The 14,029-nt window shown below is 44.7% G+C and carries 16 protein-coding genes; 11 read left to right on the top strand and 5 right to left on the bottom strand.

Translation table 11 applies throughout. The annotated features are described in order from the left end of the window. Window positions 1–7: 7 nt before the first annotated feature. From atpG to MMA19_RS05975, 4 genes are read left to right on the top strand one after another with little or no spacing between them, the layout of a single operon-like run. On the top strand, window positions 8–865 hold the full coding sequence (gene atpG, locus MMA19_RS05990) for a F0F1 ATP synthase subunit gamma (RefSeq protein WP_031493101.1): 858 nt from the start codon (window positions 8–10) through the stop codon (window positions 863–865). Between the two features lie 20 nt (window positions 866–885). Next, window positions 886–2,271, top strand: a complete 1,386-nt coding sequence (gene atpD, locus MMA19_RS05985; protein ID WP_006070146.1) for a F0F1 ATP synthase subunit beta — start codon at window positions 886–888, stop codon at window positions 2,269–2,271. Between the two features lie 11 nt (window positions 2,272–2,282). Further along, window positions 2,283–2,726: a F0F1 ATP synthase subunit epsilon gene (locus tag MMA19_RS05980; RefSeq protein ID WP_006070145.1), complete on the top strand. Its 444-nt coding sequence runs from the start codon at window positions 2,283–2,285 to the stop codon at window positions 2,724–2,726. A gap of 16 nt (window positions 2,727–2,742) precedes the next feature. After that, a complete protein-coding gene (locus MMA19_RS05975; RefSeq protein WP_006070144.1) occupies window positions 2,743–2,958 on the top strand; it encodes a hypothetical protein in 216 nt (71 codons plus the stop codon). A gap of 281 nt (window positions 2,959–3,239) precedes the next feature. Here MMA19_RS05975 and MMA19_RS05970 read toward each other — a convergent pair whose 3' ends face one another. After that, entirely contained in the window at window positions 3,240–4,181 is a 942-nt protein-coding gene (locus MMA19_RS05970) for a LysR family transcriptional regulator (protein WP_240205766.1), read from the bottom strand. Between the two features lie 116 nt (window positions 4,182–4,297). On the opposite strand from MMA19_RS05970, the gene MMA19_RS05965 reads away from it, so the two are divergent. The 3 genes from MMA19_RS05965 to MMA19_RS05955 are packed head-to-tail and all read left to right on the top strand — an operon-like array spanning window position 4,298 to window position 6,691. After that, window positions 4,298–4,711 carry a VOC family protein gene (locus MMA19_RS05965; protein WP_240205765.1) on the top strand — a complete coding sequence of 138 codons (414 nt, stop codon included), beginning with the start codon at window positions 4,298–4,300 and terminating at the stop codon, window positions 4,709–4,711. Window positions 4,712–4,733: 22 nt separating this feature from the next. After that, the gene (locus MMA19_RS05960; RefSeq protein ID WP_240205846.1) at window positions 4,734–5,264 is read left to right on the top strand and encodes an NAD(P)H-dependent oxidoreductase; all 531 of its coding nucleotides are present in this window, start codon (window positions 4,734–4,736) and stop codon (window positions 5,262–5,264) included. Window positions 5,265–5,293: 29 nt separating this feature from the next. Then, on the top strand, window positions 5,294–6,691 hold the full coding sequence (locus MMA19_RS05955; protein ID WP_240205764.1) for an MATE family efflux transporter: 1,398 nt from the start codon (window positions 5,294–5,296) through the stop codon (window positions 6,689–6,691). Between the two features lie 98 nt (window positions 6,692–6,789). On the opposite strand, the gene MMA19_RS05950 is transcribed toward MMA19_RS05955, so the two are convergent. Continuing rightward, on the bottom strand, window positions 6,790–7,410 hold the full coding sequence (locus MMA19_RS05950) for a glutathione S-transferase (protein WP_124941669.1): 621 nt from the start codon (window positions 7,408–7,410) through the stop codon (window positions 6,790–6,792). Window positions 7,411–7,579: 169 nt separating this feature from the next. Here MMA19_RS05950 and MMA19_RS05945 point away from each other — a divergent pair, with 169 nt between their 5' ends. Next, window positions 7,580–8,371, top strand: a complete 792-nt coding sequence (locus tag MMA19_RS05945) for a hypothetical protein (RefSeq protein ID WP_240205763.1) — start codon at window positions 7,580–7,582, stop codon at window positions 8,369–8,371. A gap of 42 nt (window positions 8,372–8,413) precedes the next feature. Here the strand turns inward: MMA19_RS05945 and MMA19_RS05940 are convergent, their stop codons facing one another. From MMA19_RS05940 to MMA19_RS05930, 3 genes are all read right to left on the bottom strand, one after another. Beyond that, window positions 8,414–8,887, bottom strand: a complete 474-nt coding sequence (locus tag MMA19_RS05940; protein ID WP_006070136.1) for a Dps family protein — start codon at window positions 8,885–8,887, stop codon at window positions 8,414–8,416. A gap of 141 nt (window positions 8,888–9,028) precedes the next feature. Beyond that, window positions 9,029–9,754, bottom strand: coding sequence for a nitroreductase family protein (locus tag MMA19_RS05935; RefSeq protein WP_031493593.1), 726 nt, complete (start codon window positions 9,752–9,754; stop codon window positions 9,029–9,031). 42 nt (window positions 9,755–9,796) lie between these two features. Next, window positions 9,797–10,864, bottom strand: coding sequence for an acyltransferase family protein (locus MMA19_RS05930; RefSeq protein WP_240205762.1), 1,068 nt, complete (start codon window positions 10,862–10,864; stop codon window positions 9,797–9,799). Between the two features lie 220 nt (window positions 10,865–11,084). Here MMA19_RS05930 and MMA19_RS05925 point away from each other — a divergent pair, with 220 nt between their 5' ends. The 3 genes from MMA19_RS05925 to MMA19_RS05915 are packed head-to-tail and all read left to right on the top strand — an operon-like array spanning window position 11,085 to window position 14,003. Beyond that, on the top strand, window positions 11,085–11,285 hold the full coding sequence (locus MMA19_RS05925) for a hypothetical protein (protein ID WP_239921779.1): 201 nt from the start codon (window positions 11,085–11,087) through the stop codon (window positions 11,283–11,285). A gap of 3 nt (window positions 11,286–11,288) precedes the next feature. Next, on the top strand, window positions 11,289–12,137 hold the full coding sequence (locus MMA19_RS05920) for an HlyD family secretion protein (protein WP_240205761.1): 849 nt from the start codon (window positions 11,289–11,291) through the stop codon (window positions 12,135–12,137). Beyond that, window positions 12,138–14,003 carry an FUSC family protein gene (locus MMA19_RS05915; RefSeq protein WP_240205760.1) on the top strand — a complete coding sequence of 622 codons (1,866 nt, stop codon included), beginning with the start codon at window positions 12,138–12,140 and terminating at the stop codon, window positions 14,001–14,003. Window positions 14,004–14,029: the final 26 nt, after the last annotated feature.

Below are 14,029 nucleotides of genomic sequence, written 5' to 3'. Positions count from 1 at the left end.
GTCAGTAATGGCAAATACCAAAGAGATACGCACCAAGATTGCGAGTATTCAAAGTACTCAGAAAATCACCAGTGCGATGGAGATGGTGGCGGCGAGCAAAATGCGTAAGGTTCAAGACAATATGGAAGCGTCTCGACCTTATGCAGACAACATGAAAAAAGTAATCAGTCACGTGTCTGGCGGTACGTTGGAATATAGCCATCCATACCTGCAGGAGAGAGAAGTTAAGCGGGTTGCTTACATCATTATCTCTTCAGACCGAGGCTTATGTGGCGGTTTAAATACCAACTTGTTCCGAAAAGTTTTGTCTGAAATGCAAAGCTGGCAGGAGCAAGGTGTCGAAGTTGACACCACATTGATTGGTTCAAAAGCAATCAGCTTTTTTCAATCATCAGGGCGTGTCATTGCTCAAACCTCAGGTTTGGGAGACCACCCAAAGCTCGAAGAGCTACTGGGTACTGTACACGCCATGATGGAGCATTACGCAGAAGGGCAGATAGACCGACTATTTCTGGTTTATAGCCAATTTGTAAACACCATGACGCAACAACCTACCGTGATGCAGTTGTTACCGTTTCCTAAGCAAGAAGAAGCGGAAAAAGAGACACGTTGGGACTACATCTACGAGCAAGCACCAAGAGATATCTTGGACCATTTAATGCTGCGCTACGTTGAGTCTCTTGTGTATCAAGGTGTGGTAGAGAGCATTGCTTGTGAACAAGCAGCGCGAATGGTTGCGATGAGAGCCGCAACGGACAATGCAGGTCAGTTAATTGATGACTTGCAACTCGTGTTCAACAAAGCACGTCAGGCAGCGATCACTCAAGAGTTGAGTGAGATTACCGCCGGCGCTCAAGCGGTGTAACAGGATTCAGAGGTAAGATTATGAGTATTGGCAAAATTGTCAAAGTCATCGGTGCCGTTGTCGACGTAGAGTTCGAACAAAACAGCGGTCCGCGAGTATACGACGCTCTAAAAGTCGTAGGTGATGAAAACAGCTCACTTGTTTTAGAAGTACAACAACAACTTGGTGGCGGTGTGGTTCGCTGTATCGCAATGGGCTCATCCGATGGCCTAAGACGTGGTCTGCAAGTAGAAACTACAGGTAGCCCAATTACCGTACCCGTAGGTGAGGAAACACTAGGGCGTATTATGAACGTTCTAGGCCAACCTATCGATGAGTGTGGTCCAATTGGCGAACAAGCGTCGTATGAGATTCACCGTCCAGCGCCTAGCTACGAAGATCAGTCAAACAGTACTGAACTACTTGAGACTGGCGTGAAAGTTATCGACTTGATTTGTCCATTTGCTAAGGGCGGTAAAATCGGTCTGTTCGGAGGCGCTGGTGTAGGTAAGACCGTCAACATGATGGAACTTATCAACAACATCGCGAAAGCGCACTCAGGGCTTTCGGTGTTCACTGGTGTTGGTGAGCGTACTCGTGAAGGTAACGACTTCTATTACGAGATGAAAGAAGCTGGTGTTCTAGACAAAGTGGCCATGGTTTATGGTCAGATGAACGAGCCACCGGGTAACCGTCTTCGTGTTGCTTTGACAGGCTTAACCATGGCGGAACGCTTCCGTGATGAAGGTCGTGATGTACTGTTATTCGTGGATAACATTTATCGTTACACCTTGGCGGGTACAGAGGTATCAGCGTTGTTAGGTCGTATGCCATCAGCAGTAGGTTATCAGCCAACGTTGGCGGAAGAGATGGGTGTACTGCAAGAACGTATCACGTCTACCAAAAATGGCTCGATTACGTCGATTCAAGCGGTGTATGTACCAGCGGATGACTTAACGGATCCATCGCCAGCAACGACGTTCGCTCACTTGGACGCAACGGTTGTACTGTCACGTAACATTGCAGCACTTGGCCTTTATCCTGCGATCGACCCACTAGACTCAACGTCTCGCCAGCTTGATCCGCAAATAATTGGTCAAGAGCACTACGACACAGCGCAAGCGGTACAAAAAACACTGCAACGTTATAAAGAACTCAAAGACATCATTGCCATCTTGGGTATGGATGAACTTTCCGAAGAAGACAAGCAACTGGTATCTCGAGCTCGTAAGGTAGAGCGTTTCTTAACGCAGCCGTATCACGTAGCTGAGGTCTTTACTGGCCAGCCAGGGGTGTTTGTACCTTTGAAAGACACTATTGCGGGCTTCCAAGGTCTGCTTAACGGTCAATATGACGATATCCCAGAACAAGCATTTATGTACTGCGGTTCTATCGACGAAGTGCTTGAGAAAGCGAAAACACTGTAAGGGGTGACGTGATGGCAATAGGTGTTTCACAAACAACCTTTCAACTCAATGTGGTGAGTGCGGAAGGGACGCTGTATTCAGGGCCAGCTCATGCAATCGCCGTTGCCGGAGCGGATGGTGAGCTCGGGATTCGTCCCGGCCACTCCCCATTAATCAGCAAGATCAAGCCAGGTGTTGCAAGAATCCTTGGTGATCTCAAGCAACCAGAGCAGATCTTGTATGTATCGGGCGGCTTGGTAGAAGTACAGCCTGACGTGGTTACCGTACTCGCAGATACGGCATTACACGGCAAAGATATTGATAAAGCTCGAGCGGAAGCGGCGCGCCGCGCAGCCGAAGAGAACATTAACAAGTATACCGACGACGTTAATTTTGCTCAGGCACAGCTCGAACTTGCAAAAGCACTGGCTCAACTACGAGCGGTAGAACTTACCGTTGCGCGAGCTAGATATTAAAACCGGAGGAAAGATCATGAGAACAGTTATTGAGTTTACACAAAGTGGTCGCTACATGGACCGAGCTTGGGAAGGTGAGATCTTAGCAGAAAAAGGGGTCCAGAAAGCAGTTTCTCCATCACTGGCTATGCGTCTAGTGAGTTTGGGCAGTGCGATTGCGATTTTTGGACCAGATGGAAAACCACTGACCGTGGATGATAACGAAGAGTTCAAACCAGAAGACAAGAAATAACACAAGCAACGATGAGGCTCGAATCTCATTAGCTAACAGGACGAACCCGGCAACGAAACTTTAAAGGCTCATATTCACCAATGAAGGCTTTGATGTTTCTAAAACAAGAACTGGCTATACCGTCCTCTCAGCTCCGTTGAGTTGAACTCAGCACTCAACAAACCGGACACTGAGGTGAGGTCAATCTATATAAGTGACTCCATCGCCACTTATCCAGATTGGTTTCAGCACTTAGCCGTCACTCTTTTCATAGTTGGGAGTGACGGCTTTTTCTTTTCTTATTACGCCATTCCTTTGTTTAGTTCCTTCTGACGCAAAGACAAGGAATGAACCAGCTCTGTTTCGACAATGTCTTTGAACGCTCTTACTTTTGCTGACATGTGTTTTCTACTCGGATACACCATGTAGACCCCAAGTTGATGCTTTGGATAGTCGTCAAACAGTTCGATCAGTTCTCCGGCTTCTAGTTCGTTACCTAAATAAAATCGCGGCAAACGGGTGATGCCCAATCCGGCTTTGCACATTTCTAGTTCCATTTTAGCGCTGTTGACCGTGATTCTACTGGTGATGTCCACCGAAGCTTCATTCCCATCAAGATCCTCATAAACCCAGCGCTTGTTGTTTTTCGCGTAGCTATAACTAATGATGTTGTGATGAGCCAATTCGCTAGGCGCTCTTGGTGTTCCATATTGCTGAAGGTAAGCAGGAGAGGCCACCGTAATTCCTCTATCAGTAAAGAGTTTACGACTGATGAGTGAGGAGTCTTCAAGCCTATCAGACGCACGAATCGCAATATCGATTCCTTGTTCAATGACGTCGACTTTCTTATCGCTCAGATCGATATCTAAGGTGACCTTGGGATAACGTTGCGCATACTGGGTAAAGATCGCGCTCATAGTGGACAGCCCAAGGGCAACAGGACAGGTGATTTTTAGTAGGCCGGACGGCTCAATTTGACTACCGGACAACGACTCTTCCGCCGTTTGTGCCGCATCGACAACATTACGAGCATGTTGGTAAAAATTTTCCCCTTCAGGAGTGAGTTTCAGCGTACGTGTAGTGCGTTGAAGTAGACGCACGCCTAAGCGTTCTTCTAACTTGGTCACTTCTTTGCTGATGTATGAGGTGGAGTGCTGTGTCCGCTCCGCTGCGACAGTGAAACTGCCACTATCCACAACCTCGACAAAGACCACGTAACCATCCAATAGCTTCCCGTTGTACATCGTGCTTATTCCTAGTCATATGGAAATAATGATTTTATATTTTAGTCATTAATTTCCATATGACTAGCAATTACACTGAATTTAACCATGAACAAGTAGAACAATGGAGTGCCAACATGAAGCAGATTAGCCGAGTGAATCACATAGGAATTCGAGTGAGTGACTTTGAACAATCGAGAGACTTTTACGCCAAGCTAGGTTTTGAATACATCGCAGGACCAGCAGGCCCCGAGCCTGTAGCCATTGTTGAGCATCCAAGTGGTATCAATATTAATTTTATTCTGAATGCGAATTCAGGTGAAAAGAAAAACCAACTTATGGATGTACCCGTTAAACACACAGGTTACACCCATGTGGCAATTGAAGTGTCGAGTGCTGAGCAAGTGATGGCCAACTTGGTAGAGCTCAACATCCCCCTTAGTGGTGGTCCAATGACCCATCCAACGGGTTTATCGTTTTTTATCAGAGACCCTGACGACAATGTGATTGAGTTTATTGAATACGTGGGTTTAGACGCATACAAGAATTAGGAGAACAATCATGACAAAAGCAATTAAAGTACTCGCATTTGGTGCCAGCAATAGCCGAGCATCCATTAACCAAACCCTAGCCGGTTACGCGGCAAACCTGCTTGAGAACGCTGAGGTGAATCTTATCGACCTCAACGATTTTGAAGCCGCAATTTATAGTGAAGATCGTGAAAAACAGTCTGGAATTCCTGAACAAGCGCAGCGCTTTTATCAGTTGATTGGAGATGCTGACGCAGTGATTATCTCCCTTGCCGAGCACAATGGTTCGTATACTGCAGCCTACAAAAACCTATTTGACTGGACCTCTCGCATCAACATGCAAGTGTTTCAAAACAAACCTGTGGTGTATTTGGCTACCTCACCTGGCCCAGGTGGAGCGCAAAGCGTGCTAGCTGCAGCCTCTGGAGCTGCACCTTATTTTGCCGCGGATGTGAAAGCATTAGTGTCGATTCCTAGTTTCTACGACAATTTTGATGTTGAGCAGCAGAAAATCACCAATGGTGAGCTAGCGGATCAAGTAGCTTCTGCGGTGGCTCAACTGACCGAGAGCTAATCCGGCCGATAGGGAATAGGGATAACGCAATGGATGCGAAAATAATTACCTCGCCGGTACGTCCGGCACTGATTTCCATGACCGCTCCCGCCGCATTTGGCATGCTGATGACCTTCATGTTCCAACTTATCGACACCTATTTTGTCGGGAAGCTCGGTACGCAAGAACTGGCTGCGATGAGCTTCTCTTACCCTGTATACATCTTAGTAGTGTCCTTCTTTATGGGCGCCGCTGCTGGCGTGTCTTCGTCGGTAGCGAAGGTGCTGGGAGAAAAGCAATGGGTAAAAGCTAAGCAGCTGACTACTCTCGCTATCGTTGCTTTCATCTTTCTAACCGTGCTGCTCTCTAGTATCGGTTTGTTGGTTATGGATGCCCTATTCTTTGCGCTAGGTGTGACTGAGGTGATGTTACCTTTGGTCAAGCAGTACATGGAGCCTCTGTTTATCGGCATGTTTGCGCTGGTAGCAGGATTAATTGGTAATGCGGCGCTGATGGCGAAAGGGATCATGATTCGTTCGACATTGGTGATGGGGATTGGTGGGATTGTTAATGTGGTCTTCGACTATGTGCTGATTTTTGGTTTTGGACCTTTTCCTGCCATGGGGTTAGCGGGAGCTGCCTACGCTACGGTTCTTTCTTGGGCTGTCATCTTCCTCTTGATGATGACGTTGTTAGTGCGCGAGTCGTTGCTCTCACTCAGCTTCTTTAAGGATATTCGACAGGCGATAAAGGATCTTAGAGGCATGTTATATGTTGCCATGCCCGCAATTGCGGCTCAGCTTTTGAACCCAGTCGCGATCGCAGTGATAACCCGCATCGTGTCTGGTTACGGCGAGGATGCGGTCGCGGCTTTTGGTATTGTCACGCGCATAGAATCGCTAATTCTGGTGGGCATTTTGTCATTGAGTGTTGTGATGACGCCTTTCGTGGCTCAGAATTTTGGCGCTAAACATTGGCATAGACTGGATAAAATCGTTGCTCACGCAGGACGACTGACCGTGTATTGGGGGATAGCGGCCTTCACTATTGTGGCGCTATTTCCACAGACGATCATGACGCTGTTTACCCAATCTGATGCGGTTGTGGCGCAAGGAGTTTATTATTTTTGGACTGTCGGCTTAAGTTTCCCTATGTTTGGGCTACTACTCATTACAACCTCTTTTCTCAATGGGGTGCAATCGCCTCGAACGTCGCTAAAACTTACCATAGTGAAGTCGCTCGGTTTGACAATACCGCTTGCTTTGCTTGGGTCATATTGGTCGTTAGAAGGGACTTGGGTAGGATTGTCCATCGCCAATGTAATCGGAGCATGGTATGCATACAAAGTGCTGAATCGTTGGCTTAGTGAGCATGGTTCGACGCTGCCAAAGCGAAGCATAGTTAATGATTATAAATCGGATCTGATGTTTTGGTCGTCAGGTAAATAGGGCGAGATACGCATTATGCCGCTCATATCAGTAATGCTGATTGATATGGAGCGGCGTGGTTCGGTGATTATCTCATAATAGGAATGACCAAGCGCCGCTTAATGGTTATGTTGAAGTTCAATTTCGATAGCTTTTTGGTAGTTTGGATTTTTCTCCAGCTGCTCTGAGTAGCGCTGAATGTTGGCGTATTGGCTAATGACGCCTAAATTCGTGACAACATCCACCACGAACGACATCATGATGTCCGCACCAGTCAAACGATCTTCAATCAGATAGCGTTTACCTTCAAGTTGCTGATTCACATAATCCAGTACTTTGTTTTGTTCTATATCTGCATAGCTTGATAGGAAGGCGGTTTCTGCAGGCTCTTTTGCAAGAAACACTTTCAGAAGTAGCGGAAGCATCGCAGAACTTTCTGCAAAGTGTAGCCAAGTCAGATAATCGGCGTAGATAAGGCTTTGACGAGCTGGTGCCAATTGGTCTGCGCCAAATCGCTCGATAAGATATTCAGTAATAGCACCGGATTCTGTGATGATTTGGCCGTCTAATTCGATCACTGGAGATTTGCCAAGTGGGTGTACCGACTTCAGCTCGGGTGGTGCAAGAAATGTCACTGAGTCACGCTGATATGGGACGACTTCATAATCGAGACCAAGCTCTTCTAGCAGCCAAATAATTCTTTTTGAACGAGAGTGATTGAGATGGTGAAGCTTGATCATATCGATATCCTTAAAAATATATTGTGTGCAATATAATTGTTATCTATTTAATTTGTTAAGGCAATAGAATAATGGCTAACACTGACAATTAATGACCTGTTAATACAGTAAGTCTTCATCACTGTTATTAGAATGAGGACCAAAAATAAGCAACGGTTGAGGAGCAGGGATGAAACGTTGTATAGGCTTACTATTCTTTATCAGTGCATTATCTAGTGCGGGAGAGTTTTCTTCTGTGGAATCGCCTGTTGCTGGATGCCCAGGTGATTTCTTTACCCAGAAAGCCCGAGTCTTTGACGTGGTTACGATTTGTGCCACCTCATCGGTACCCCAAGATAAGCTCAAACATGCCGCCAATGTGACCGCACAATGGCTAGACAACGATCAAAACGGTCAGATTGATGAACCTAATATCATTGAGCCACTTCGGAATAATCACGCTACTTTGTTGATGAGCCAATCGGGCTTTAGTGATGACGCATTTGAAAAGCTCGAACCCTACTTTGACCATATGTTAGGGCAAGATTTATCGGCAGATGAAACTGCACCGACGTTTGGGCGAGATGCGTCGCAAGAAGAGATACATCATTTGATAGTCAATGCGGGTTGGCAGCCGTATTTACCAGCGGTATTTAGCGACAAAAAGGCAAAACAAAGTGTGCTGTATAAGCAATGGCAGCTAGCCGAGCAAAAGGGACTGTACAGTTATGATGACCCAACGTGTGATGATGCGTGCAAAACCGTCGAGTTCTTTTACTTGGCAACTGCGGCGTATTTAGGGTCTAGTGCTGATTTGCAAAGTGATGAAATGCGAGTAAAAAGTCACAAAGAGTTGAGGCATTTATTGTCAGATTTAGTCTCTTTAATGGAGTCTAGGGACTATCATTATCCGACCCATCTTTGGCCAGATGGTCGATATAGATATTCAGGGAATATCACGCTAACATCGCAGACAGATTGATGACAAAAAAGGCGCTTAAGCGCCTTTTTTGTTGCGGTTGAATTATTGAAGATAGGCATTCAACATCCAGAGTAATTTCTCTTGCTCGCGAATATAGTCACCCATCAATGCTGCAGTACCCTCGTCACTTGCCTCGCCAGCTTGCTCTAGGATTTCGCGCTGTTTATTGATAAGCACAGAGAAACCATTTACTAGGCCAGAGACACACTCTTTACCGCGAAAGGCATTTTGGTGCTCTTCAATTGCACTTAGCTCTAGATAGCGACTAAAGCTATGGTCTGGAGTATGACCAATAGTCAAAATACGCTCAGCAAGCTCATCGATCTTCGTTTGTAAGTCCGTATAGATTTCCTCGAACTTAGCGTGCAATTCGAAGAACTGTTCACCTTTGATATTCCAATGATAACCACGAGTGTTCATGTACAACACCTGATAGTTAGCGAGTAGCTGATTAAGTTCAATCGCAATTGAGTCGGAAGCTGCTTGGTCTAGACCGATAAAATTAGTGTTTGTCATAATACTTTCCTCTTTAAATCAGAGTGGAACCTTATTTCGTTGAGGCCAGTATATGAGTAATACCAACTTAGGTTAAATCGATTGTAAATATTGTATTGATAGCTAAATGCTATCAATTTCAGGTGTGAACCTAGACCACATTTAGTGAGTAAAAATTACCTCTTCGTTGGGGACGCGGTGACGGTCGCCATAAATACCTTCGTCGGTACGAACACCACAACTGATGATCATGGTAATTTCATCATTTTCACCTAAGTCGAGAAGTTGTTTTGCTCTTACCGAATCAAAGCCTTCCATCGGGCAAGTGTCATAGCCCTGCTCGCGCATTGACAACATAAAGGTCATAGAGGCAAGAGCTGCACTTTTATGTAAACAGACTCTAACGTCTTCCTTACTGACTTCACGCACCATCGGTTTGTTTCTGCCAAGCCAGAAGCTGTATATTTTGCGCACTACCCCACGGATGCCAAGTGAATCATTGTTATAAACCATTGGGATCAGTTTGTCGTAATACTTAAATGCTCGCTTTGAGGTCTCATCTTCGCGGCCGTTAAAGTTGCTGCGAACAATGTCAGCATTCATCTTGGCGCGCTGCTTCCATTTGTTTGGTGTCACCGTCACCACAACCAATTCGTTTGCGGTTTTAGCGGCATTTTGCCCCATGCAGATTTCACTTAATGCAGCACGTTTGTCTTCGCTGATCACACGGTGGAAGGCCCACATCTGCATGTTGCTACTGTTCGGGCTTAGCGTGGCGTGTTCAAGGGCCTTTTTAACGGCATTGTGGTCAAAGGTCGCGCTTTGGTCGTATTTACGAACAGAGCGACGAGTATTAAGAAGAAGTTCTAGATGAGATGGGTGGCTCATTGCAGTGTCCAATCATTGAAATTGGACACTTTCTAACAGGTCTTATTGAGGTTCACAAGAGCTTGGCGTAATTGGTTTAGGCAAACCTCTTAGCTTTTTAAATGCAAGTGGTGTTTTTTCTAACAAGATAACTAACAGGTACGAGCCAAATAGCGTTCCAAAGAACACAATGAGATCACGTGTCCACTGGGTTGCGCCCAACATTCCCGCAATATTATTCATGTAGATAGTGACGAGCAGGTGTACCACATAAATAGGAAGTACCCACTTCGCCAGGTCATGCCAGACTTTATGGTTCCCCAAGTTTGGATGATTCAGAAGCCAGAAGAAAATGCCAGTCGACCAAAAAACGGTGCCAAGTAGGAAGTCATTCATGTTGAACACTTGCCCAAGAGAGTTGAGATAAAACGCTTCAAAGAAGTGCAGCAACATGCCAAACAACGCAAGCACCACCGCTTGTGTCGAGGTTATTGACCACTCTCTACGTCTTACTTCAAACCCTATTGCGACCATCAAAAAGCTAAAAAATGGCCCATTTCGACTAAAGATCGGTGTTTCGATTTCGGTAATGTTCAAGTAACTGCCCGCCATTAAGCCATGAACGTAGAAGATGGCGGCGAATGGCAGTAGAAGTGATCGGCACTTATTGTCTACAAACCATGCAATCATTAAAACCGCTAACGCAAGCGATGGAATAAACCACAAGTGTACTAATCCGCCTTCAAACAGTGAGTTGAGCGGACTTTGTAGCAAGTAGTTCCAATAACCTTGACGCTCAGCTAAATAACCATGTTCGGCCACTACGGCTAAATTGAAAGGCAATACTAAATAAATCGCGCTCCAAATCACCCAAATGAGCATCAAAGGCAAAGTGTAAGCCTTGGTGGTTTGATATGGCTTTTCGTTTAGCTTGGGATAGATAAGATATCCAGCAATAAGGAAAAACAACGGAACGGCAAATCGAGCAAGTTGATTGGTGATGTAGTTAAACCAAGGCTCACCGTTAACAAAACCATAATCCATAAAAAGTTGGCAGTGGATGGAAATGACGGCGATTAATGCTAGAACTCTGGCGCATTCAAAACTGGCGATTTTAGACTTGTTTGGCATGATTTATCTTTAAAAACTTACAACGAATGAACAATAGCATCGAAATAAAAAATAGAGGTGTTTGACATCAATTTTCTGCAAAACGCTCCGTTTCAAATTGCAACAATTTGTAGTTTGTCGCGAAATGGGATTAGTAAACCTATCGAGGTTATCGTATTTAGTTGGAAATACTTATAGCGCTCTACTAGCCTAAAAGTAACGCAATTCCAAAGGATTACCAATGAAGGACATCATTTTATTTGATGCTTATTACCTGCCCGCGTTTTTTCAGCTTCTGCTGGTGAGTATTGGTGTTTGGCTTTTCGCTCGGATGGCATACTTACCTTTACTGTATCGATGGAACGTGTGGCATCCAGCTATCTGTGAGCTATCCATCTTCATAGTGATTTTCTACTTTTTCCTCCGAGCTAAAATGGGGTGATTTATGGTCAGATTTATACTCCCAATGGTTCTTATTGTGACGGCTGCATTTATGGGAAATGAAGTTTGGTCACTCTATATGAATGATCCTTGGACGAGAGATGCCAGAGTAAGAGCTGAAATCTCTCAGATTGCGCCTAAAGTTTCCGGAGAAATTGTAGCCATTCATGTTATGGACAATGACTATGTATCTAAGGGCAGCCCGCTATTCGATATTGAGGAGACCGACTATGTTAACCACTTAAATGAGATAGAAGCTGAGCTTGCACAAGCGAAAGCAACACTGAAGCAGGCCAAGAATAACTATGAGCGTAACAGATCTTTGCTACCCAAAAAACTTGTGTCTGAGAAACAAGTGCTTAATGAAAAGCTGGAAGTTGAAGCTCAGCAATCAACAGTAGCAAAAGTGGAGGCCGACCTAGCACAGGCAAAACTAAACCTAACGAGAACAAAGGTGCTGGCGCCTAAAGATGGTTTTGTCACTAATTTGAAGCAGCGCGTCGGAAACTATATTAATGTGGGTGAAACCTTTGTTGCTCTTGTTGAAGCTGATTCATACTACGTGCTCGGTTATTTTAATGAAGCAAAAGTAAAACACATCAAGGAAGGCCAGAAAGTGATGATTTACCCGTACACTTCTTCTGATGAAGTTGTAGGGGAAATCGATAGTATTGGGCGAGCGATTGTTGATCAAAGCTCTGATCAGTCAGGATTAATCCCGAATGTCCAGCCCACAATCCCGTGGGTTAGATTGGGGCAAAGAGTACCTGTCCGCATTAGTATTAGCTCAGATGTTGTCGAGGAGGTCAGGCTTATTGCGGGCACTACTGTCACAGTTAGGGTCCAGCCATAAATGAGTTATTGGCAAGATAAAAAGGCAATGGCTTTTGCGCTGTCTGTATCGCTGAGTGTTATTATAACTTGGTTGTTATGTCTAAGGCTTAATGTCGAATCAAGCAGTGCTGCGATGGTCACCATCATTATGATGCTGATGTCGAATAGCCAAGGTGCGAGCCTACTCAAATCATTGACGCGAGTTGTAGGGACATTAATAGGTTGTGGATACGTGCTTTTTATTGCTTCTTCAGCTCTAGTTGATCCATGGCTATTTAATACGCTCATGATTATTTGGATAGTATTATGTGTGGGATTAGCCAGCCTATATGACACAAACTATGCGTATTTGTTTGCAATGGCGGGGATGACGGCCTCAGTTGTTGGTTTCCCGATTACGGTATCTCCCGATCTCTTTCATGCTTTTGATGTGACGCAGTCTAGAACCATTGGTATCTTACTTGGTGTAGGAGTGACTCAAGTGGTGTGCTTCATCATTCCTGCCGGTGATGATACAGAGCGTCTTGATGAGATAAAAACGGCTACAATGAAGCTAGTTGAAGCTTTGATTCAATCACAGAGCTCAGGTGATTCTCATACAGCTTTAACAAAATTCCTAGGCCTAGTTGCTCAAAACAAGCAGCTACCGATGGAGTCTTTAATTGCCTCAAGTGGTAATCCTGTCAAACAGCCGATAGAAAAACTCTCTTTAGTCCACTGTGTCTCCATCGCTTTTAGCACATTAAAGCTGGTATCACTGTTAAAACATGATGGTCGAACTCAAACGTTAGACTCTCTTATGAGCGCTATTCGTGATGCGGCTCAACCAGACGCTGATGCAGTATCAATAGTTGATAAACTAAAGGTAGAAGGGGGAAATAAAGCACAAATTATCAATGGTCAGTTGTTGATATTTATCAAAGATATCATTTGGCTTCAATTGGAATACAGACAAAATTCAACCTCAACTCCGCCGAGAACAATTAAGCTGACGAGTTATATCGATGTCCCCAATATGCTACGAAACATGATTAGAGCACTCGTTGTGATGCTAGTTATTTCATATATGTGGATAGAGCTTCAATGGACTAGCGGCATGAACGCGCTGCTACTCGTTGGAATAGTTTGTTCGATGATGGCGACAATACCAAATGCCAATATGGGGAACATTGCTATTTTAAAAGCACAACCCATTGCAATTCTTTTTGGGTATATCGTTACTTTTGTAAATGCACCTCTTGGTTCACCAGGCTTGTTTTTTTCAATGGTCTTCGTTTTCCTGCTCCTTGTGAGTTACCACTTTATGGCTTCACGAACGCCCTTCAAACTGGTTTGCATGTTATTACTTATTTTCTGGGCAAACTATATCCCTCTCACTAACCTGCCATCAATGGACTTTATCTCCTACACCAATACAGCTATTGCGAATTTGACAGCGGTTGTGGGTGTTCTACTTGCTTATCGCTTGATTCCTATACGGACTGACAACAAAGCAGTGTTAGCAGATATTAAACGATTATTCAGAAAAGTAGAGAAGGGGCGTTTATCATCTGAGTATGTATCTCAACAAGTTTATGCCCTTTACCCGGTGTTGATTAAGGATCAGACGGCTAGAACTGATTTCTACAAGCTTTTAGTGTTACTAGAGGGAATGAGGTTAGAAGAGTTGGGAGCGATCAACCAAAAGGCACAAGCGGCGATTATCCGGCTTGGAATGAGTCGTTCATCTTCTGAGAAATGGCAGGAATCTATAGAGTTGCTTGAGAATGAATTGGGTCAACAAATTGAACGAGAGACTATGACCGATATAGACGCGGCTAGTGCATGGTGGAGGCTCGAGATTTTCTTAGGTAAGTTAAAATTAAAAGAGTCAGGTTATACCTGACTCTTTTCGCTTTGCATGAAAGTTTC

The sequence above is a fragment of the Vibrio sp. CyArs1 genome, assembly GCF_022432925.1.
Taxonomy (GTDB): Bacteria; Pseudomonadota; Gammaproteobacteria; order Enterobacterales; family Vibrionaceae; genus Vibrio; species Vibrio mediterranei.
This window is presented reverse-complemented; position numbering and strand designations above follow the sequence as displayed.